We start from the raw sequence: 23763 nt of genomic DNA on the forward strand, positions 1-23763 counted from the left end.
GGTTTTTTAATAATTAGGATGTAGGATTTTTTAAACGGTTTTCAGGACATTAGTTCTTGTGCTATACCAATTTACCAATTTTTCACAAATCACTTATATTTAATAAATAATAATATAAAACTATGTACCGGAAAGCTAACTAGTGCGGATGCAAGACCATCCCGGCACCTTGGGAGAGGTGGTGCCGGGCAGCGTTTGGAAAGCAGGTGTAATGCTGTTGACAGTGGGGAAATTAATTGCAGGGCAGGCAGTCACACGCGGTATTGAACCCCTGCTGATTAAAACAGGAGTAAAGCCAATACCAACGTTATAATAATATTGAAAAATTGCGCGCCTAAAAATGCGATGACTGGCTTGCGGTTATGTATGCCTATCAGGTCTTTAAAATTGGTTTCCAGTCCTATGCTTGTGAAAGCCAGGGCAAACCACAGGCCCTGCAAGTTCTTGAGCGGGCCCTTTACGACATCGCTAATGCCGGAACTTATGAAGAAAGAAAAGATAATAGAGGCCAGGATAAAACCAATGACAAACTTAGGGAACCGCTCCCAGATCACGCCCAGGGTGGGCTTTTCCACCACCGTTTCATCCGGGGCGGTTTTGGTGTAAGTCCAGTATACCGATATGGCGAAGGCGGCAACTCCCAGCAGCACATTTTGAGAAAACTTTACGATGGTGCTGATCTTCAAGGCCGTTTCACCCACCAAAGAACCCGAAGCCACTACCGCCCCGGTGGTGTCTATGGTACCACCCAGCCATGCACCGGTTACTTCCTGCGAGAAGCCCAGCCGCTGGGCTATCCAGGGCATAATTACCATCATCGGTACCGCCGTGATCAATACCAGCGATACGACCAGCGACAGCTTTTTGGAGTCGCCCTTAATGGCACCCGAAGTAGCAATAGCGGCAGACACCCCGCAAATAGATACGGCGCTGGATAACATCAGGGATAATTCTTTATCCACCTTTAATTTCTTGCACAACCAAAACGAAAAATACCACACCGAAAGCACTACCACCAGGGCCTGTATCAGTCCTAACATGCCGGCTTTCAGCACATCGGAAAATATAACGCTGGTACCCAGTAACACCAGGCCTATCTTCACAAAAAATTCCGAGGCCAATGCCTGTTGCAACCACACTGGCAGGGTAAAAACATTGCGCACTACTAAGCCGATGGCCAGGCAGAAAATAACGGTTTCCATGTTCAGTGTTTTTACCGCACCATTGCCTCCTACTACAAAGGCCAGCAGGGTAAGCAGGTAAATGATGGGAAATGTTTTCATCATACCGGCCACCGATTTCCCGGTGAGCGCTGTACCTACGATGGCCACTGCGTATACTAGTATAAACTGCACCAGCATTTTCAAAAGATTAGCGCCATACAGTACTTCTGCCTGCAATTGTGCCACATTGTTCCAGCCAAATACAGGGGCCTGGATGGTACATCCGGCAATGGCCAGCAGGATAAGTATAAACCCCAGCATTACGATGGTCCAGTCTTCCGACAGCGACCACCGGGGTGTGTTTCCGGGTAAGGGGGCATTGGTTATTTCCGTCATTGAATTACAGTTGTCTATTATAAATTAAGTGGTATCCACAAAATATACCTTGGCCGTAGCAGGCAATTGTTACGGCCAAGGCAGGTATGTAAAACGTGATCATTCATATTTGCCCGCATGCACACTGCTTTCAGACAAAGCATATTGGCGGTTTACCCTATCCAGCAACACATAAATCGAATCTTTGTGTTCATCGATGCCGTTCAGGATCACTTTTTGTCCACCGTCTACCACGGTATAGTGCAGGATCATTTTGTTGCGGCCTTCATCTACCAAGCCTTTGGCAAAAACCCGGTTGCGCCGGGCAGACGAGGCCAGGGGATCTATTTTCTTATTCTCGTCGCCAATATGCCGTAATGCATAAGGCGGTATCCAGAACTTGCTGGAGTCGCGCACCAGGAAGTCTTTACGGATATCATCGTCTTCACCGCCTCCACCCTTTTTATATTTTTGGGCAGTGATGATGTTTTTGTCTTGCAGGTACAATACGTGTTCCACGGTATCGGCAAAGTATTGAAACACGCGCCGGCCACCGGCCACGCCGGATACTTCAAAGCTTTTGTTAATGTCTTTCATGGGGCCGCCGCCACCGTTAGACAGCTCCAGGGGTACCTTGCGCAGTTGCCTAAACGTTAAGGTACTCCACTTTTCCAACGTTACTTCCTGCCAGCGGGTAGTGTCTGTAGGATCGTAAGGGATGGAATTACCGTTTAGTTTAAAGTCGGTCACATTGTAATAACCGCGCAGCGCATATACGCCTGGTGTAGAGGGCTGTTTGTAAGGATCATACAGGAAGTTCATGAACTGGAGATATAAAAGCACGCCCAGGAATACAAACAGCAACAAGCTTTTAATGGCTATACGCGCCCATTTAAAGCGGCTATGTGCAAAGTTCGGCACAATATCTACCGGCACCGTGTATTGCTGGCGGATGAGGAGCTTATAGAACCGGGGCAGGTAGTAAGTCAATACAAAGGCAGCGAGTAATACAAAGTAAGAGGCATACACATGTACTCCACCATCATAAGCCAGATTTACCACCGTAATGCTTAGTAGCGCGCCAATGAGCAGGGAAGCGCCCAGGGCCGCCGTTTTGCTGAAGAACAGTAAAGAACCGGATAATACTTCCACGATACCAGTAAATACCTGGTACCAGGGTACTATACCGATAGACAGCCAGAATACTTTGTGACCGGTGAAATCGCCAAAGTTTGTGTTCAGCAATCCTACGGATGGATACGGCATTTGCACGGGCAGCAGTTTGGTAAAGCCAAAGCCGATGATGCCGATAGCCGCCCGGTAGCGAACGATGGCGAGCAACCAGTAATACGCTAGGTTATATTCCTGGCGTTTACGGTCAAACAGGCCCCATATTAGTCCGGCTGGTATTGAAACAGCCAATATGCCCCACCAGTTGGCCCAGGACCAGAAGCCCCAGCGGCCACTATCCCCTGAAACAGACCAAACCCGTATGGGTGAAAAACGGGCAATGTCATAGAGATCACGGTAATGCAAGTGGGTCCAATTGATCCGCAATACCGTGCCATACCAGGCGCCGGGGCCAGGTAAGCACATGAGCAGGAAAAATACAAAGGCAATACGAAACGCGATCTTCCTTGTCTGGCTCCACACATAAGGGTAGCCCGATGCGGCTACACCGCCTGAAAGGCCCTGTGCTGCGATATTTGACGAAAGAACATTGGTCATTTTATTACATTAACTGTGTTAAAGATTAAAGCGTTTGCGGTTTGCGGCGACCTTCTACCAAGAGATATTTTTTATCCAGTTTGTCTAGCACTACGTAAATGGAATCTTTGTTTTCATTGATCCCTTCCAGCACCATCCGCGAAGCAGTGGGGCGGTTGTAGTGCAGTACCCACTGATCTTCCGGGTAATGCGGATTCTTATTTTTCAACACAAGGGCCTGGTGGGCGCTATCAATGGCATAGGAATAATATTGCCTTGCATTGGTGCCCGACGATTCGTAGGTCTTTGTAAAATCGTCCTGGTGAATGTGTTCTACGTTTTCGGTGTCTATCACTACGGGTTTGTTAGACTTTATGCTAAGGGTGGCCCATTTTTCAAACACCACATCCTGCCAGCGCGTAGAATCTACCTGCGAATAGGGCAAGGTGTCTTTGCCAATGCGAAACAGCGATACGTTGTACACCCCGGCTGCACCCGGCAGGCCTGGCGTGGCCACTACGTTGTGCGGGTTGTGCTGATAGCCCTCGTAGGTAATGGTGCCATACAGCCCGATGAAAAACAGGACGAAGGCTATTTTTAACACCAGCCTCCCCTTGCGCTGCCATGCCTGGGGCCATTGCACGGAAAAAGTATCCGGCGATGCAGGTTTTCCTTGCACCAGGTTGTACAAGCGACCTGCATCATATGCAAATACAAAGAAAGCGAGCGATAGCAAGTAGGCGCAATACACATATTCGCCACCTTCATACGCCAGGTTGGATAAAAACACATTGCCCGCAAAAGAGATGATGATAAAACTTGCAATGGAAGCCGTTTTTCTCCATAACAATAACAAGCCAGCGAGTATTTCTACCACCCCCAGGAAGGTTTCATACAGCGGCGCAGCGCCTAAGCTGATGGAAAATATCTTCCAGTCGGTGAAATCGCCATACCGGGTATTTAATGTACTGAGAGAATTGGCGGGCGATTGCAAAGGAAATACTTTGATAAACCCATACGCAATAACGCCAATGGCCAGCCGGTAGCGCACCAACACCCGCAACCAATAATAGAGGGTGTCGTAGTTGTCCCGATCCCGGTCGCGCAGGGTCCAGATAATGGTGCCAATCACGGCGATAGCGGCAATGAGCAGCCAGTTGTAAAACCCACCGTCCGGGATGAACTGTGGATGATAGTGGGCCAGCAGGAAAATATCGCCGTAATACAACTGCGCCCAATGGATAGAAAATAGAAGCTGGTAAAACTTCCAGTCTACAGGAATGATCTGTATTATAAAATACAAGAAGAAAAACCTGAAGAGAATTTTACTACTCCCTGACCAGCTTTTGTTTACGTTGGACATTGTGTCAATGATTTATGATGAAAGACGATGTAGGTACTGCTTAATTATAACCGGGATTTTGCACGAGGCTTTTATCCACGGATAGTTCCTGTATGGGAATGGGCAGCACGTATTTATTAACATCCGTTACACCGGTTACTGCCGCTGCGCGACCGGTGCGCACCAGGTCATACCAGCGATGTGGTTCAAAAGCAAATTCCAGTCGCCGTTCGTTTTCGATAGCGAGTAAAATATTTTGTTGGGTAGTGGCCGTAGTGGGGGCTAGTCCGGCGCGGTTGCGCACTGCGTTGAGGTTTATGCGGGCGCTGTCCAGGTTATTGAGCTGGGCCTGTGCCTCCGCGCTGATCAGGAACAACTCGGCAATACGGATCACATAAGCAGGATCTGTGGCCGGGCTGCGGTAGTACATGTTCCCATACCACTGGCCCTGTGCCGTTTGTGCCACCATAGCGCTGCGATTGCCGCCAATGGCGGGATCATTCACCAATGCCAGGAAAGCCGCATTGGGAGCCCATCTGCGGGTGCCGCCATTGGCTGGCGGCTGCCATTGAGACCGGTGGGCATTGGTGTTATTAGCGCTATAAGATGTTTCCAATACCGATTCTGGCGTACCCACTGCGTTGTTGGCAAAGAAGGAATTATATGGTGATTGCAGGGGATAATTGGTTATATCCGTGGTGAGCTTGTCGGCATATTCATTGGCCGCCGCCCATTCGCCCCGGTACAGGTGCAGCCTGGCGCGGAGCGCCCATACGGTTTTGCGGGTAGCCCGCACCCGGTTGGTCGTTAAAGGCAGCAGGGGTTCTGCGGCTTCCAGGTCTTTTAATACCTGGGCATAGGTATCTGCCTGACTACTTCTGGTAAGATCCTTTGATGCCGCGATCGATTCGGTAGGTTCCAGCACCAGCTGCACCCCTCCCCAGGTACGACCCAGGTCAAAGTAAGCCAAGGCCCGCACAAAATAAGCCTCTCCCAACAACTGGTCGCGTTCCGACTGCGGGAACAGGGGATCCTGCACACCAGGAATTTTAGCGATGGCATAATTGGCACGGTTCACCGTTTCGTAAATGGCCGTCCAGACGGTTTGTACTTCATCGTTATCCGGGCGTACGTTGTGTTGGAGAAACTGCAAACTCACCGTCCGGGAATCTGTCCAGTCGAGGTTATCGCCCTGTAAATAACTATTGGATTGAAAGGAAGAACCGTAGTATCCATTATCAGCCAGCGAGCGGTACATGCCGCGGATAGCCGTTTCAGCAGATGCTTTGTCGGTGATGGTTTGTTCGTCCGATACATCATCCTTCGGCGATACGTCCAGAAACTTCTGGCAGGCAGTGAGTGCGAGTACCAGATAAATGGCCGTGAAAAGTTGTATGTAAGATTTCATGTGATACCTGTTTTGTGTAATTAGAACGTGGCATTGAGACCTACCTGCAATGACCGGGGCGCCGGCGGGGTACCTACATCTATACCTTGCGGATCTATACCATGACTGGATTCCGGATCGGGTCCCTGGTATTTGGTGTGCAGCCAAAGATTGCTGCCCAGCACATAAATGCGCAGCGGTTCTATGCCCAGCTTATTCAACAACCGGCCTCCAAATTTGTAGCCGATGCTCAGTGATTTAATCCGTACAAAAGAACCGTCTTCCATAAAGCGGCTGTTCTGTTCAATAGAATAGTTATTGCCTACTTTGGTAACACGTGGTACATCGGTGATATCGCCCGGCTGCTGCCATCTTTTTAAGTTATAAGCGAGTATCATGCGGCTGTCGTCTTTCACCCCTCCACCTTCACCCAGGATACGGTCAAAGCTTACTACCTTGTTGCCATACTGGTAGGTGAACAATACTGATAAATCAAACCCTTTGTAGGTAAGCGTATTGGTAATACCGCCAAAAAATTTCGGCGACGCATTGCCCAATATTTGCCGGTCGGCTGCCGTGATCTGGCCATCGTGGTTATAGTCTTCAAACACGGAATTGCCGGTCTTAGGATCTACATACAGTTGTTTATACATCCAGAAGGAATACATAGGATGGCCTTGTTCCAGGCGGATCAGATCGCGGTCGCCATACACGATCGGGGTAGCCAATTTTTGGATCAGGTTTTTATTTCCAGATATCGTAAAGTTGGTGGTCCAGGTAAAATGCCCATTATCAATATTCACACTATTGATCCCTACTTCGTATCCTTTATTGCTGATCTCTCCTGCGTTGGTCGTATAGGAATCGAAGCCGGTGCGGGAAGGTACCTGCACGGCCAGCAGCAGGTCGGTGGTGTGTTTGGAATATACATCCACGGTAATATTGAGGCGGCTATTAAATAAGCCTACATCTACGCCCACATTGGCCTGGGCTGTTTTCTCCCATTTGAGGTTGGTGTTGGAAAGCTGCTGTGGCCCGGTGCCTGGCTTATCTGCCCCGCCGGTATTGTCGGGATAACTGTCGCCTGCTGTCCACAACCCTTGTGCGGCAAAATTCCCGATACCGTTCTGGTTGCCGGTAATGCCGTAGCTGGCTCTTAGTTTCAGATCGCTGATCACTTTAGATGACTGGAGGAAAGATTCTTCTTTTAACCGCCAGGCCACGCCTGCGGCAGGAAAATAGCCCCAGTGGTTATTTTTCCCGAATTTAGAAGAACCATCAGCCCGGGCGCTCACTTCGATAAAGTATTTATTATCGTAATTGTAATTCAAGCGGGAGAAAAAGGACGCCAGGTTAAATTTTGTCCATGACTGGGTGGCCGTTCTGGTAGCGGCGGCGGAGATCTGTGTATAGGAGTTATTCGGGAAGTTGCTGCCGGTTTCACCATTTACGGTCAATACATTACTTTGCACGGTATTACCTAGCAGCGCACCAAAATTGTGTTTGCTATTGAATGTCTTCTTATAGGTCAGCGTTTGTTCATTTATCCAGGTAGCATTTTCGGTGATAGAGGAAGTGACCAGCCCGTTGGTAGGTGCAAGACCGATGAGGGTTTTATCGTTCCAAATCTGCGACTCCTTGTAGTTGTTGTAGTCCATACCCCAGCTAGTATGAAAAACCAGGTCTTTCAGTATTTCTGCGTCTAAATAAAAGTTGCCGATATAACGTAAGCTACGGGTGCCTACATTGTAATTATCGATGAGCACTTGCAGGTTATCGAAACCTGCCCAGCGGCCAGGGGTACCATCTGCATTCACTTTAGGCAGGTAGGTAGGTGTGTGCAGCGCCGCCTGCATGATCCCGCCCTGGGGGCCGGTACCTTCCCTTACCTGGTTGCGGAAAGTGCGGGAAATGAGGCTGCTAACGCCAACGGTTACACGATCACTAATCTTTTGATCCAGGTTTACTTTAAAGCTGGCCCTGTCAAAAGCAGCCGGTCGGATATCGGCTTCCTGCTTCGAGTAAGAACCGCCGATGTAGTAACGGGTAGTTTTGGTGCCACCGCTTACAGACAGGTCGTAGTTCCGCAACTGGGCGGTGCGGAAAACATCATCAAGGCGATCGTAGGTTTGTTGTTCTTCCGGTAGTCCCCGCCCTCCTTCTGCTTTAGAACGAAACGGACGGTTGGCAAAGTTCTGGTTCAGTGCAGGATTATCTATACCGGAATTAATCCACTGTTCATTTACCAGTGTGGCATGCTCCGGACCGGTGGTAAGCTTCCACCAGCGATCTTTAGGCGCCCAGGCCGATCCTGCCAGTACATTGAGGCTTACACGCGCCTTGGCATTATAACTACCGCGTTTGGTTGTAATAATTACCACGCCATTAGCGCCCCGTGAACCGTAAATAGCGGTAGCAGTGGCGTCTTTCAGCACTTCAATATTTTCTATATCGGTAGGGTTAATGTCGGCCAGCGGAGAGGTAGTTTTGCCGCCCAGATCCAGGGTAGAGAGGGAATTGTCGTTGATAAATACACCGTCTACGATATACAAGGGGTCATTGCCCGCATTGATAGAAGTAGTGCCGCGTATGCGAATGTTTACCGCATCGCCAGGCATGCCGGAGTTAGAATTGATCTGCACACCAGCGGCCTTCCCTTGCAGTTGGGCATCAAAACTGGCTACCGGCAGGTGATTGATCTCATCGGCTTTCACGGTAGCATGTGCGCCAATCAGGTTTTTGCGCTGTCCAGTACCGTAACCCACTACCACCACGTCACTCAATTGCTGCACAGACTCGGATAGAGATACTGAAATTAAAGTGTCTGCTACCTGTTGTTCTTTGGATTGATAGCCTACGCAACTCACCACAATAACAAAAGGAAGCTTTTGCCCGGTATACAGGCTAAAAGATCCACTTTCATTACTGGTAGTACTGTTGGTCACGCCTTTAATCTGGATAGTGGCGCCGGAGATGGTGTGTTGTGTTTTTTCATCCAGAACTTTACCGCTTACTACCGCATTTACCTGCGGTTTGGGTACCTGCTGCGATAGCGCATGCAACGGGATAACGAGCGTTATCCACGAGATAATCCTAACAATTTTCATTACCTTTGAATTGCGATCAATTAATGGGCCGGCAGTTGTCGTCAAACAACTGTTACATCCAGTGCCCTAGATTGGTTTTACGGCCGGAATCTGTTACAGCAGTTCCGGCTATTTTATTTGATTTATTGGAATTACCTATTCCTCACATTGCATGTAATTTCTACAGATCATGGTTTGCTGGCTTCTTTAGTGCGCTTCAAGTGAAAGATGGTGCAGTAAATATCCCCTCAAAAGTAACAATTTTTATAAGTCTACCAAAATAGTAGACTTATTTTCACAAGAAAAAAAAATAATTCCCTAAACAATGGTGCATGGATACTGTATAACAAGGAGATAGCATAGACAATGCAGCTATTTTTTTATATGCCGAATACCTTGTACTCGCACAGGTTCTAACTTTTGGGCAATATCATACTCCCTGCTTGTATTTACACAGAAAAGCTATTCTACAGATCCTATAATAAATTAAATAGTGCGTGGTTATTAAACCGTTGTCCGTGTGGAATTAATACTTTTGAGATTTATATTTATGCGGGCATGCCCGGAAGGATGCTCGCACACTTGCTTCGGTATTGCGGAAAATGTTACATGGGCTCAATAGAAATATTATAATTTCCATGTACTAAAACAGGGCTACTATTGATCCTAACAGTCGCAGGCCCTCCCCGCACGCATGGCATAGCTGGCTATAAAATTACATGGCTAATTATTTAAATTATCATTTACGATGGATACAACAAACAAGCCGGTATGGTTTATCACCGGTTGCTCTACCGGTTTTGGCCGGGAGCTGACTAAACAAATTTTAGCACGGGGCTGGAACGCAGTGGCTACCGCAAGGCATGCATACCAGATCCAGGATCTGGTAGCAGGTTATGAAAATACAGCACTGGCACTACCGCTGGACGTAACCGATCCAACACAAATTGCCACAGCCGTGGCCAAAGCCCAAGCTACTTTTGGCAGGATAGATGTTTTGGTAAACAATGCCGGCTACGGTTACTTCAGCAGCATTGAAGAAGGCGAAGAAGAAAAAATCAGGGCACAGTTTGAAACCAATTTTTTTGGTTTAGTAAACGTAATCAAAAGTGTGTTGCCAGGTATGCGGGAAAAGCGGCACGGGCATATTGTTAATTTCTCTTCACTGGGCGGCTTGCTTGGCTTTCCCTCTACGGGATATTATCATGCTACTAAATTTGCGGTAGAAGGATTATCCGAATCGCTGGCGCAGGAAGTAGCACCGCTGGGCATTAAAGTTTTACTGGTAGAACCAGGTCCTTTCCGTACGGACTGGCTTGGCCGCTCGCCGGTGCGTACACCCGTGCAGCTAGAAGATTACCAGGCCACCACAGGCGCACGCATGAAGAATAGTGAGGAACGAGAAGGCCACCAGCAGGGTGATCCGGTAAGAGGTTGCGAAGCCATCATTCAGGCAGTAACACAAGCAACGCCCTATCTCCGTTTATTATTGGGTAAATTAGCGTTTGATATGGCCATGGAGAAAACCATTTCATTAAAAGAAAACTTTGAAGCGATGAAAGACCTGACCCTTGGAGCAGACTTTCCGGCTTCCCTTTAAAAACTATTCCAATCAGTAATTATGAAAAAAAGAATATTAGGCAACAGTGGACTCGAAGTATCTGCCTTGGGATTAGGCTGTATGGGATTGAGTTTTGCATACGGCCCTGCCCTGGAAAAGCAGGCTGCCATAAAATTTATTCGCGGTGCGTATGAACGCGGCGTTACGTTTTATGATACGGCTGAAACATATGGCCCGCACACCAACGAGGAATTATTAGGAGAGGCACTGGCGCCTTTCCGTAATGAAGTGGTAATTGCTACAAAGTTTGGATTTAAAAACTCCACCCCTGCTTTGGGCCCCGACAGCAGGCCGGAACGTATCCGGGAGGTAACAGAAGCCGCCTTAAAGCGCCTGCGCACCGACCGGATAGACTTGCTATACCAGCACCGCGTAGACCCGAATGTACCCATGGAAGAGGTAGCAGGAACGGTGAAAGACCTGATTGCTGAAGGCAAGGTAAAATATTTCGGCATGTCGGAAGCTGGCGTAACGGCTATCCGCAAAGCACATGCAGTGCTACCTGTTACCGCGTTGCAAAGCGAATACTCCCTTTGGTGGCGCGAACCGGAAGAGGAAATATTTCCAGTGCTGGAAGAATTAGGGATTGGGTTTGTACCATTTAGCCCACTCGGCAGAGGCTTTCTTACCGGCGCTATAACGGAAGCCACTACCTTTACCGCCAATGATTTTAGAAATTCGTTGCCACGTTTTACAGAGGAAAACCGGAAAGCTAATCTAGCTTTGGTGGAGCTATTGGGAACAATCGCCAAAGACCATCACGCTACACCGGCGCAAATAGCCTTAAGCTGGATACTGGCGCAAAAGCCCTGGATCGTGCCTATTCCAGGTACTACTAAACTGCATCGCCTGGAGGAAAATCTGAAGGCGGTAGATGTGCAATTATCTGCGACAGACCATGCCAGTATTGGTGAAGCAATCGCCAACATTGCTATACAAGGCAAACGTTATGGTGATCAAATGCAAAATATTGTGAACCGGTAAAGTACACCGGAGAGATGGTAAGGAATAAAGTATAACTATCTATTTCACCATGTTATCAGTAAAGGGAAGAGCGTATTGAAATATAACTTCAATACGCTTTTCTTTTTTCAGGAATGCCATCTATACTTCATCCACAGTTAAGTTCCTCCCCAACATTACAAGAGAACAAGCCCCTAGGAAATTAGGGATGCGCCTGCCAATAAGAGCCTAAAAATTGTCCGGAAAGCCGGCATCTTTATTGTGTGCAAGTTAGGACATCCTGCTGTACCATAGCCTGCTACAAATAGTTAACTATTCTTGAGATAGGTTGATCACCGGCTATAACCTTAAAAATATACGTCATGAAAAAACTTCTCTTTTTATCCATCTTAATCATCCTCCTAACAGATACTATGCAAGCACAAAACTTAAGTGGAAAAGGCTGGAAAGCCCGGAAGGTAGAAAGTACTTACATCGTCAGCGTTTCCGACAAAACAAGCATAGTAGCGGCACTTACCGATTTTGTAGTAACGCAGCAAATAAAGGCCGGCCAGGTAACAGGCATTGGTGCTACCAATTCGGCTACCTTACGTTTCTTTGACCCCAAGACAAAAAATTACGTAGATAAAACTTTTAGCGAACAAATGGAGATCAGCAACATCACTGGCAATATTTCAGAAGCGGAAGGAAAACCATTACTTCACCTGCATGTTACGCTGGGAAAAAGTGATTACAGTGCAATAACCGGTCATTTGCAGGATGCCACTATCCGCGGCGCCGGTGAATTTTATATTTACCCGTTGAATAGCCGTATCGTTAAAGTAAAAAACGAGGCGATCGGGCTTAATATTTATGACTTCGAGCAAGAATAAGGGGTAGGCCTATCCAGCAACCTATGCCCTGCTACTAGTTCTCTTCGCCACCATTTTTCATTTTCATCAAAATAGTGTAGGCGTTTTTAATTACAATTTTTCCCGCCGGCAAGGCTGATTTAATCTCTACATATCCACTATTGTTAGTACCTGTTTCAACCGGCAGCAGCTGGAAGGTGCCGGCGCCATCTTGCTGAAATACGTAAAACTTATTTTCCCATTTCACAACGGCATCTTCTGGTACGGCGGTTACCTTAGCATTGTTTTGTTCAATCGTTGCATTCATGTAACTACCGGGTAAGAGTTCATTCCCATAGCTGGCCAAATGGCAGTGTACCTCGGTGGTACGATCATTGCCAATGTTTGGGGTAATCAGGTGAATGGTAGCGGCATATTTTTTATCGGGATGGCTGTTAGAAAAACACTCGATCTTTTGACCTACCGCAAGACGGGAAGCATCGTTTTCAAATACGGTCAATGTCAAATGCAGTTTGTCAGGGTTTACCAATTCAAAAAGAACATCCGTTGGACTAGCATACTTGCCAGCGTTTACGTTCACCTTAGTCACAAATCCGCTGATGGGTGCATATAAATTAATACTGCGGGAAATATTACTGTCTGTTAACCCATCAGGCGAGATGCCGATCAGGCGTAATTTTTCAGCCAGCGCACGGATCAATACTTTCTGGTTATTATACTCACTTTGTACCTGTTGAAACACCTTATCGCTGGTAGCCTTTGTTTCATTTAATCCCTTTTGCCGGTTGTAGTCTGCTTCCAGGAATTGCAGGCGATTTTTGGCAGTGAGATAATCTTGCTGTAACTGAATGTACTGCTGATCTTCCAACGTGGCAAGCACAGTCCCTTTGTTCACCCTTTGTCCGGGAATCAATTCCATTTTCCGCAGATAACCGCCTAAAGGAATACTGATGGATACTACATTTTGAGGTGGCACATCCAAAACACCACTTACTTTAATAACGGAATGCATTTCTTTCTGTTCCGGCTCCCCGGTAAGGATGCCGGCATTCTTTATTTGCGCGGGCGTTAACTGCACCACGTTATCAGGGATTACTACCGTCTTGGCTGTATCCATATTTGCGCTGGTGGCGCTGGATGTACCGGCATGATGACAGGAAGCCGTTAGGCAGGCCATCCATATGGCGGGCATTACTATATTAGCTTTCATTTTCTTTCTTTTAGCGGTTAATTAATGGCAGTTAAATGTTCGATTTCAAAAGCGGCTTCATTGAGCTGTTGCACCACGCCCAGGTATTCGCTTTGTATTTGCAGGGATTGGTTAATCAGTAACACCCAATCCAGGTAACCGATTTCGCCGGCAGTGAGCTTACTGGTGGCGGTATGGATGATGTTAGTTGCGTTAGGCAGCATCGCTATATGATACGTTTTTACCAGTGCGGTATTCCGAAGATATACACGTACACTGTTTTCCAGTGCGGTATTCAACTGCTGCCGGGTAGACTCCAATTCCTGCTGGCGCTGCCTCACCAGCACCCCGGCGGCATTTATCCGGGAACGCTGAGCGCCAGAAAAGATGGGTATACCAACGCCCACATTTACGGCGTTAAATCGTTTGCCACCACCAAAATACTGCTCTACATTTTGCCCGGTAGTTTGCCAGCCAATGATTGTAGCGCTATTATAACCCGCATTCAGCGTAGGCAGTAATTTGCTCTTCTCCAGTTGCTGTTGTTGCTGAGAAAGTAATACTTGTTGCCTTTGCAATTTTAAGGTGGGACTTTGGTTCAGGAAGCTGGTGTCTGGTAAGCGGGTAAGTTGGTAGATGGCGCTATCCGCAACGGGTTCAAAGCGGGTATTGCTGTTCAGCAACATCCGCAACTGATTCAGAAGAACCTCATAATCGGTAAACAGGATCTGCAGTTGATTGGTAATTTGCAGGCGTTGGTTTTCGGCAGTAGTTTTCTCCAACACATCAATATCACCGGCATTTAGCCGTTGCTGGGCCTTTTGCAGGAAGCCGGCATATATACTGTCTGCCTGCTGTAGCAACTGACGCTTACCCTGCAAAACCAGCAGTTGATAAAACAATTGCTTAACGGAAGTTTTTACTTCCAGCTCCTTTTGTTGCAGGTTAGTCTCGCTGAGCAGCATATTTGTGTGGTTAATGCTGCCCTGGTGCTTGTATACGGTGGGAAATTGCATGGTTTGCGAAATAGAGAACTGGTTATCATTGGCAACACTATTTATTTTGCCATATTCAACAGCCACGGCAGTTTGCGCTATATCAACATTGCTTTTTTTAAGGGCCTGGTAATAGCTAACCTGTGTTTTTGATACCTGTACCGCCACATTATTTTTTAAAGCACTGTCTACAGCGGCATCCAGGGTGATCTTCTCCTGTGCCCGCACACTGCTACCGGCAAACAATAACACGATCACGGCGGCCACTACCGCCTTCCGGTGTTTAAAATATCCAAATCCTTTTTCAAACACAATATATAACATAGGCAATACAAATAAGGTAAGCATCGTTGAAATAATAAGTCCCCCGATTACTACGGAGGCCAGCGGCTTTTGCACCTCCCCTCCGGCGCCGGTGCTGATGGCCATAGGGATAAAACCCAGGGAAGGCACTAATGCGGTCATGAGTACAGCCCGGAGTTTAGATTTAGTAGCATGAATAACGATGCGCTTTACGTCATACCAGCCCTCTTTTTTCAACCGGTTAAATTCTGATACCAGCAAAATGCCATTTAGCACCGCCACTCCAAATAGCGCGATAAAGCCTACACCTGCAGAAATACTAAAAGGCATGTCCCTGATCCAGAGTGCAAAAATACCACCCGTGGCAGACAGCGGGATAGCCGAGTAAATCAGTAATCCCTGTTTTACAGAACCAAAGGCAAAATAAAGTAACAGGAAGATCATCGCCAGGGCAATGGGTACTACAATACTAAGCCGCTCCTTGGCAGCGGTCATGTTGTCGAAAGACCCCCCATATACGATGTTGTAAGCACGTGACAGATGTAGTTGCTGCTGCACTTTCTGTTGCAGCTCCTGTACGATAGATTGCACATCACGGTCTTTCACATTAAATCCTACGATAATTCTGCGTTTGGTATTTTCCCGCTGTATCTGGTTTACGCCTTCCACTTCATTAATACCGGCCACGAGCGAAAGCGGTATCTGCGTGCCTTGTTTGGTGGGCACCAGCAGGTTTTCGATATCCGCTACCGTTTTGCGGGCATCGCCAGCTAAACGTATCACCATATCAAAACGTTTTTCCCCCTCGTATACCTGACCGGCAATCTGGCCTGCAAATGCAGTATTCACCACCCGGTTAATATCGCTTACGTTCAGGCCATATTTGGCCATACCATCCCTATCATACTTAATCACGACCTGGGGCATACCCGTTACTTTTTCTTCATAAATATTTACGGCTCCGTTTACGGTTCCAATAATATTGGTTAGCCGGTCGGCATAGCTGGTAAGCGTATCGAGGTTCTCTCCAAAAATTTTACACACTACGTCCTGGCGCGCGCCGGTCATCAGTTCATTAAAGCGCATTTGCACCGGAAACTGAAAACCCACTGTAATGCCTGGCACTTCTTCGAGCGCCTTGGTCATTTTGGTACTAAGCTCCGGAAAGGTGTGTGCGGATGTCCATTCATGCTTGTTTTTGAGAATAACCATCATATCACCCGCTTCAAAGGGCATAGGATCTGTAGGAATTTCAGCACTCCCAATTTTAGTCACCACCTTCTCAACTTCCGGAAATTTTTCCAGCAAAATTTTGGATGCCTGTTGCGTAGAATGAATCGTATTATTAAGATTACTTCCCGTAAGCAGCCGGGTTTCCACTGCAAAATCGCCTTCTTCGAGTTGCGGAATGAACTCTCCGCCCATGCCACCCAGCATAAATACTGCCACCGCAAAAAGGGCCACCGTTACCGCAATCATCGTTTTGGGAAACTCTAACACCCGGCTTAAAACAAACTGGTAACGCCTTTCCAGCCCTATCATCAGCCGGTCTGTTATCGTTATTTTATGCGATACATTTTTGCTAAGGAAAAGTGCGGCCATCATGGGAACATAAGTAACCGATAATAAGAAGGCTCCCAGGATAGCGAAGGCAATGGTGAATGCCATGGGCTTAAACATCTTGCCCTCTATACCTTGCAGGGAAAGAATAGGCAGGTATACGATAAGAATGATGATCTGGCTGAACACGGCGGAGGTAATCATCGTTCCGGTAGATGTACTGACCTCCGTATCCATTTCATCCTGATCTAACCGTGTAATATGCCTGAAATGCCGGGAATGGGAAAAGCGGTGCAGGATCGCCTCCACAACAATTACGGAACCATCTACAATTAGCCCGAAATCTATAGCACCCAAAGACATTAGATTACCGCCAACGCCAAATTTATTCATTAAGATGATGGCAAAAAGCATTGATAGAGGAATGACCGATGATACAATAAGACCGGCCCGGAGATTTCCTAAGAAAAAAACCAGTACGAAAATAACAATCAGTGCGCCTTCTACCAGGTTAGACTCCACGGTACTGATGGCATTGTTCACCATTTTTGTTCTGTCCAGGAAGGGTTCAATCACCACGCCCTCGGGCAACATCCGCTGAATTTCCGCAATCCTTGTTTTCACCCGCTTGATCACCACCGATGCGTTTTCGCCTTTAAGCATCATCACTACTGCGCCCGCCACTTCACCTTTGTCGTTATAGGTCATGGCACCGTACCGGATAGCAGATCCAAACTGTACCGTGGCCACGTCCCGCATCAGCAGTGGGGTACCGTTGTCCAGGTTTTTGACAACTATTTTTTCGATTTCCTCCAGGGAGGTGGTCAGGCCCTCACTACGTATATACAATACCGTAGGACCTTTATCAATATAAGCCCCGCCGGTATTTTCATTGTTTTTTTCGAGCGCTGTAAATACATCGCCAATGGTGAGGTTGTAAGCTTTAAGCTGTTCCTGTCGTACGGCAATTTCATATTGCTTCAGCTTACCGCCAAAACTAGACACCTCGGCCACACCAGGAGTACCCAATAGCTGGCGACGCACTATCCAGTCCTGGATGGTACGCAGGTCCATTTCATTGTATTTACCTTCATAACCTTTCAGCGGCCGCACTACATATTGGTAGATCTCTCCAAGGCCGGTAGATACAGGTGCCATTTCCGGCATGCCTATACCTTCGGGAATGTCACGGCTTACCTGCTGTAACCGTTCACTGATTTGCTGGCGGGCCCAGTATACGTCGGTTTCATCATCAAAGGCGATGGTAACCAGCGACAACCCAAAGCGGGAAAAACTGCGGATTTGTTTAAGGCCGGAAATATTACTACAGGCCTGCTCTATGGGAAAGGTAATCAGTCGCTCCACATCGGGAGCGCCCAACGAAGGAGAAACAGTAATAACCTGCACCTGGTTGTCGGTAATATCCGGTACTGCATCAATGGGCAATCTTGTAACCTCATAGGTTCCCCAGCCAATGAGTGCAAGCACAAATAGCCCTATGATCAGCTTATTCTTTACAGAAAAGCTAATAATCTTATTTAGCATAACCTCTTCCTTGTTATTTAATAGAAACAAATAATCATCGCCAACGGGCGCGCGGCATGTTGGTCGTAACCTGAAAAATAAGTAGCCATAAAAATAGAGACTATGCCCGGGGAGGACGGAATAAGGAGTTGGTAGCCGGATCTGGCAAATAATTGTCTTTTGTTACAGGGTAGTTCACTGAAATGAATGGTGCATCATGATAATGCAACACAATAGCCTTGGAAAGTGGGACAAAAGAGTGTGGAACACTATGGGCATCCATCGTTTTGAAAGGCAACTGTTGATCCCTATCATCGTCGTGATCGTCAATATCCTTGCCCCAATAGTGCATGGAAAGGTATTCCATTACCCCAATACGATTGTTCAACTGCCGATGCTCCAGGTAGTGTGTAACCAGATCGGGTAATTTTAATAGTTGATTTAAAGCCGTATTACGAAAAATGAAAAGAAGTAATAATATGTAGCAAAGCTTCTTTTTCACGTATACAAAGATAAAAATTTTAAAGAAATTTGCCTTTTAGTCCTGTAGAAGCAGAAAATAGGACATTTTGTTGAAAAATTTATATTGGATACAGATATAACTATAAGCTGCACACCATCGCGCAGCAAAAAACGCCTGCCATCCCAGCAAGCGTTTTTGTTATTTTACCAGTTGACCATTATATTTCCTAGTTAATAGCCGCCTCGTTTTCAAATATCACGGTTTCGCCTTTGTGCAGGTACAAGCTATACATACCATTGCCTTCATCTTGGACTCGGTTACCGGTTATTTGTTTAACGCGCCATTGCACAAAAGGCAATTGCAGCCTCAACTTGCCCCCTTTTTGCGCAATTACCGCTACCGACCTTACCACGCCAGCTGTTTTACGAGCACTTACCAGGAAGGCACCTTCACCACGCAGGTGCGTGAACGACACATCCCGCCAATGGGAAGGGATAGCAGGAAATACTTGCAGGTAACCTTGCCGGCTCTGCAACAGTAGTTCCTGCACTCCCTGTGCAAAAGCAAAATTCCCTTCCAGCGTAAAAGGCCGGTAGGTAAAGTTTGAGTATTCCCCACCCTGTTGATCACCATTGAGATGAAAACTATTCGGCGCGCAAAAATGCGTGGCAAAAATCTGCAATTGCTTTACGGCACTATCGGCTTTATAAGCACGGGCATACAAGCAGGCCATCCAGCTAAAGGAATAACCGCACCATTCCCGGGTGCCAAGGTTGGACAGATGTTGCAGGGTCTTGTTGATCGTAACTTTATCTTCCTCCTTGTTTACATCCAGCAACCCTAATGGATAAATAGCCATGTAGGGCGACATATGCCGGTGCGAAGTTGTTTGGTCTACACCCACCGCAACGGATAGTCCGTTGACCGTTTGTGCTAAGGCTGGCAAGGAGGCTAATACTTTTTGCCAATGCTGGCTTTCCGTTGTTTTACCCATACTTTCGCATACCGATCCGGCTATGGTAAACAGGTAACGTGCCAGCGACAAATCAAAATTGGTCCATTCGGTGAACCAGGCTTTTACGTCGTTATCCCGGTATTCAGGACTGGAACTAAGCGGAAGTTTTCTTACCCCCTGTTCCACACGGGTAATAGATTCCAAATATTGGGCAACCCCCTGTATGTAAGGGTAGGCCTTATTTTGCAGGAATGCGCTGTCCATGGAATAGCGCCATTGCCAATAAAAGTATTGGGCACACCATGCCCCCATCGTTGGCGACAAAGAATATTGTATCCAGCCACCCATTGGCACTCCACTCAACGTAACAACGCCGGGTACATTGAAGCCTTTTACGCCAAAGTATTGGCGGGTATACTTTTCATTGTTAGGTTTTATTTTCCACAACCAATCGGTGAAAGTAGCCGCTTCTGGCAAGTGATTGCCGGTATAGGCTGGCCAGTAGCTAAGCTGTGTATTAAGGTCGTTATGAAAATCGCCCTTCCAAGGGGGGAGGCTACCATTGTCTGCCGTCCAAATGGCCTGCAAAGTGATGGCCGGCGCCCCTGCTCTTGCCACACAGCCCAGCTTATACTGCTCCAGGTAATATTGCTTTTCCAACATACTATCCGGCAAGGATATGGATGACTGGGCCCAGAACTTTTTCCACCACACCACATGCGCATTCCTATCACTGGCGGTATCGGCCAATGGGATGTTGGATGCCGCCGCCATATTATTGGAGATCGTCCAATAGCCGGCTACTGTATGCGCATCCAGGTGTTTCCATTTCACCAATACCTCATAAAAATGCCCGTCGCTAATAGGTTGATGATACAAGCTACTGCTATCAGTAGTGACCACATGGCCCTGCTGGTATCCCAGGCTGGCCAGTCCCTGTCCCGCTTGCGAATTATCGGCCACCGGTACATCACTGTTACTGGCATATGGTTGCATGCGTAATGCAGGAACAACGCCGGCAGCAATACTATCAGGCAGGTGGGTTATCAAGAAACGGCCAAATGGCTGGGTAGCATGCACGTAAGTAGTAAATACTACACCATTTGTAAAGCGAACAGTATTGATGGCCGTAGTTATATCCAGGGTATTGGATACTACTTTACCCCAGGACCTGACATCTACTTCCAGTGCTGCTGCGGGCAATTTGGTGGGAAATGGCAGCGTTTCATACGGCACATCCCCCAGTTGCTGCACATCGGCGTATTGATTTGTCTTTACTTTTTCTTCCACGGTGTGAAAGTTAAATTTACCCAGGTCAAGTGCCTGCCGCTCATCCCACAGATCGGCCCTATCGAGCGACATCCTGAGGTTGCCTTGCTTCCCCCATACCAAAACACCCAACAGGCCATTGCCAAGGGGCATGGCTTCATCCCAACGACTGGCTAAATGGTTAAAAGACAGATCGTGTGGCCCAACCACTTGAGAAAAGGTGGTGGTTACCATTAATAATCCTACTAATAAAAAAAGTATCTTCTTGCTCATCATCAGCTTATTTACATAAAAAATAAGATATACAAACGGGAATATTTCCAAACATTGTAAAATAACACTGCCGCTCCACGATTGGAGCGGCTTTATTCTATGTTATCAATTGCAACATGATATAATATGAAAATGCAAAGGATTTATTTATAAGTAAGGATAGTATGAAACTTACGCCAATTTGCAGGATCACCACCACTATAATAATAATAGTATAGATCAAACTGCTTTGTGTCCGGGTTGTAAGTAGATGACGTTCCAGCATCTTGCTGTATTTCCACAGCCGCGGCTGGATTGGCAGAAATGGTGACTGTATTATCGGTATTGATAGTGATGTAGTAAGTAATGTTTGAATTATCGAGATACCAATATGCAGCCGTTGCCAGGAGCTTATTTGTTCCTGCGGTGGCGAGGTTTTGCTCATATCCCGCGGGGCAGGTTTGCAGGCCGGCAGTAGCAAGTTCCAGGGTACCACTTTCAATGTAGGTACCCTCCCATTGGTTCACCAGGGGAAGGGCGGCTACCACTACTACCCAGCGTTTGGTATCGCCATTGGCGGCAATCACATCATAACTGGCAGGCGTTGTAAAGTCGCCGGGCGATCCTAGAGCGGGTGCGTTATCAACCGGTTTAATGACGGCCGCATCGGAAATGTAGGCCACTCCCCAGATGCTAGACAGTGTTACTTTTGATTTTTCTTTTTGTGGAAAAGAGGATGGGAATGTTGGTGTAACATATAAGGTATCACCTGAAATAGATAATGTTTTATTGAGCTGCACCGTGGTTACCTGTATGCGTGTATTTTCATTAGGCGTATTGGCATTATCAACAATCGTGTCTATATACTTATACACCAGGTTGAAGTCAGACAGGGTATTGAGAGATGAACTATTGGTGGTGGGCAAGTCTTTTTTGAGACACGACATCCAGCAGCTGCAGGCCACCACTAATACGGCTAGTTTAGCTATATTTTTTATCATTGGTCACTTAATTTTTACGATAAATAATTTACCAGCCTTCGTTTTGAGTGAGTAATGGAAGCGCGGTAATTCTGTCCTGCGGTACCGGGAACAAGTAGCGCCGCGGGGAGAATTTGAGTGGCTGTCCATTATTGTCCACCGTCTCAAAGATCTGGTACGATTTTCCATCCAGGCTGATAGCAATACCATGTGGCTTGCCATTGAGGGCCGAAATGGCTGCGCCGCTGTTGGCATAACCTTGTTTTAGCCCACCAGATTGTTGCATGCCCCAACGGAGCAAAGACCAATAGCGGTCGCCGGTTTCCAGGATCATATCGATATGTCGCTCGCGTTGATAAGCGCTCCATAATTCCTCTCCAGTGGCCGTTATTTCGTTTTTAAAACCACCATGTTGCTGATAGGTTTTCGTAATGTACTGTGCCGCCAGTGCCTCATTACCGAGTTTAATACAAGCCTCCGCATAATTAAGATAAGCTTCCCCCAACCTCAGCACACTATAGCAAAAGTCAGTAGGATCAGAATACCAGATTTTCTTTGCCTGGTAGATATACTTATTAAACAAATACCCTGTTTGCGATGCTCCATCATTAATATTTCCTCCATTAAGCGGCTGAATGTTGGACGAAAAATTTCCGCTGGCACGCAGGTAAGCCCAGTTATTAAACAGCTTGGAACTATCGTAAATTATGGTAGCATAAAAGCGTTTGTCCCGGTGGTTATACATTTTATCGTACACCGTGGTCGCGGTGTTGAGGTAGCTGGTTTGCGTCCACTTACGTTCCTTGCCATCGGCATCTGTTACCAGGTAATCATCTACCAGGTCTTGGGTGGGAGCATAATTCATCCATCCTTCCGACGACTCCTTCAAGGGAAAGAGTTGCATAGCGGTAGTAGTAAGTTTGGCAGTAGACATATCGGTATTAGCGGCCAATATTTGCATAGGCGTAGCATCGAAGGTGGTATTAGTTCCCCGTCTTTCGTATACCAGGATATTTTCGGGCGATGCAATGGCGGTACTATAGGCATTGAACAAATTACTATAGTCGTCCATGGCATACAAATTAAGCGCAAACAACGCTTCACCGGCTGCTTTCACCATTTTGTAATAGTCATCATTATTCAGGTAAGCGCCAGCCTGCAATGCTACCCTCATTTTTAGGGCATAGGCTGCCCCCTGGGTAGCACGCCCCCGGTCGTTGGTGGTGGGTAATAGCGTAGCTGCAGTATCCAGGTCTGCTAAGATAAAATCGTATGTATCTTTTATGCCGGAACGTGGAATACTAAAATTACTATCTGCAGTGAGTACGTTTTTCACTATTTGCACACCGCCAAAGCGAAAGGCAAGGAATGCATAAATACCTGCTCTTAAAAAATGAGCTTCGCCAAGCAAGGTATTTTTTTGCAAAGTGGTAAAAGATGAATTCGGAACATTTTGCAGCGCAAGGTTCACAGCGCGAATGTTACTGAATTTATTCCAACCTTCATCGGTGTAACGGTCCATCTGCTCCGTCTTCTCATCTACAAAGCTACCGCCCCACGGATGTGTTTTTACGCTTTTGGTAATGGCATCCTGCTCCCAGGAATAAAGAAAACCAATATCATTGGCATAACAGTTATATATGTAACCTTGTGCAAGGCTAAAGTTGCTCCACACAGCATCTGCAGTGTAGGAGTCTAGTGGTTTTGTATCCATCACCTTATTACAGGAGGTGAACAATAAAGTAAAAACGCTGATATAAATTATGTATTTCATGTTT

14 protein-coding genes are annotated in these 23763 nt (G+C 46.9%); 3 read left to right on the forward strand and 11 right to left on the reverse strand.

All coding sequences use genetic code 11. The annotated features are described in order from the left end of the window. Positions 1–278: 278 nt before the first annotated feature. The 5 genes from GA0116948_RS00965 to GA0116948_RS00985 all read right to left on the reverse strand — a co-directional run bounded on the left by GA0116948_RS00965 (position 279) and on the right by GA0116948_RS00985 (position 9081). On the reverse strand, positions 279–1559 hold the full coding sequence (locus GA0116948_RS00965) for a YeiH family protein (protein ID WP_089708087.1): 1281 nt from the start codon (positions 1557–1559) through the stop codon (positions 279–281). 99 nt (positions 1560–1658) lie between these two features. Continuing rightward, complete coding sequence (locus GA0116948_RS00970) at positions 1659–3266, reverse strand: hypothetical protein (RefSeq protein WP_089708089.1); 1608 nt, start codon at positions 3264–3266, stop codon at positions 1659–1661. A gap of 25 nt (positions 3267–3291) precedes the next feature. Next, complete coding sequence (locus GA0116948_RS00975) at positions 3292–4608, reverse strand: hypothetical protein (RefSeq protein WP_089708091.1); 1317 nt, start codon at positions 4606–4608, stop codon at positions 3292–3294. Between the two features lie 40 nt (positions 4609–4648). Continuing rightward, positions 4649–5995 carry a RagB/SusD family nutrient uptake outer membrane protein gene (locus tag GA0116948_RS00980; protein ID WP_089708093.1) on the reverse strand — a complete coding sequence of 449 codons (1347 nt, stop codon included), beginning with the start codon at positions 5993–5995 and terminating at the stop codon, positions 4649–4651. Between the two features lie 20 nt (positions 5996–6015). After that, positions 6016–9081, reverse strand: a complete 3066-nt coding sequence (locus GA0116948_RS00985) for a SusC/RagA family TonB-linked outer membrane protein (protein WP_089708095.1) — start codon at positions 9079–9081, stop codon at positions 6016–6018. A 727-nt stretch (positions 9082–9808) separates the two neighbouring features. Here GA0116948_RS00985 and GA0116948_RS00990 point away from each other — a divergent pair. From GA0116948_RS00990 to GA0116948_RS01000, 3 genes are all read left to right on the forward strand, one after another. Continuing rightward, positions 9809–10660, forward strand: a complete 852-nt coding sequence (locus tag GA0116948_RS00990; RefSeq protein ID WP_089708097.1) for an oxidoreductase — start codon at positions 9809–9811, stop codon at positions 10658–10660. A gap of 21 nt (positions 10661–10681) precedes the next feature. Then, entirely contained in the window at positions 10682–11665 is a 984-nt protein-coding gene (locus tag GA0116948_RS00995) for an aldo/keto reductase (protein WP_089708099.1), read from the forward strand. 341 nt (positions 11666–12006) lie between these two features. Next, positions 12007–12516 carry a PPC domain-containing DNA-binding protein gene (locus tag GA0116948_RS01000; protein WP_205686014.1) on the forward strand — a complete coding sequence of 170 codons (510 nt, stop codon included), beginning with the start codon at positions 12007–12009 and terminating at the stop codon, positions 12514–12516. Positions 12517–12550: 34 nt separating this feature from the next. Here the strand turns inward: GA0116948_RS01000 and GA0116948_RS01005 are convergent, their stop codons facing one another. The 6 genes from GA0116948_RS01005 to GA0116948_RS01030 all read right to left on the reverse strand — a co-directional run bounded on the left by GA0116948_RS01005 (position 12551) and on the right by GA0116948_RS01030 (position 23759). After that, entirely contained in the window at positions 12551–13705 is a 1155-nt protein-coding gene (locus GA0116948_RS01005) for an efflux RND transporter periplasmic adaptor subunit (RefSeq protein WP_089708103.1), read from the reverse strand. 17 nt (positions 13706–13722) lie between these two features. Further along, positions 13723–18087, reverse strand: a complete 4365-nt coding sequence (locus GA0116948_RS01010; protein WP_089708105.1) for a CusA/CzcA family heavy metal efflux RND transporter — start codon at positions 18085–18087, stop codon at positions 13723–13725. Positions 18088–18187: 100 nt separating this feature from the next. Next, positions 18188–18433, reverse strand: a complete 246-nt coding sequence (locus tag GA0116948_RS20950; protein WP_123891671.1) for a hypothetical protein — start codon at positions 18431–18433, stop codon at positions 18188–18190. A gap of 322 nt (positions 18434–18755) precedes the next feature. Then, positions 18756–21026: a glycosyl hydrolase family 95 catalytic domain-containing protein gene (locus GA0116948_RS01020; protein WP_089708899.1), complete on the reverse strand. Its 2271-nt coding sequence runs from the start codon at positions 21024–21026 to the stop codon at positions 18756–18758. Between the two features lie 143 nt (positions 21027–21169). Then, positions 21170–22006, reverse strand: a complete 837-nt coding sequence (locus GA0116948_RS01025) for a DUF5018-related domain-containing protein (protein WP_089708109.1) — start codon at positions 22004–22006, stop codon at positions 21170–21172. A 28-nt stretch (positions 22007–22034) separates the two neighbouring features. Then, the gene (locus GA0116948_RS01030) at positions 22035–23759 is read right to left on the reverse strand and encodes a RagB/SusD family nutrient uptake outer membrane protein (protein ID WP_089708112.1); all 1725 of its coding nucleotides are present in this window, start codon (positions 23757–23759) and stop codon (positions 22035–22037) included. Positions 23760–23763: the final 4 nt, after the last annotated feature.

Origin of the sequence: Chitinophaga costaii (assembly GCF_900094705.1) — a bacterium.
Taxonomy (GTDB): Bacteria; Bacteroidota; Bacteroidia; order Chitinophagales; family Chitinophagaceae; genus Chitinophaga; species Chitinophaga costaii.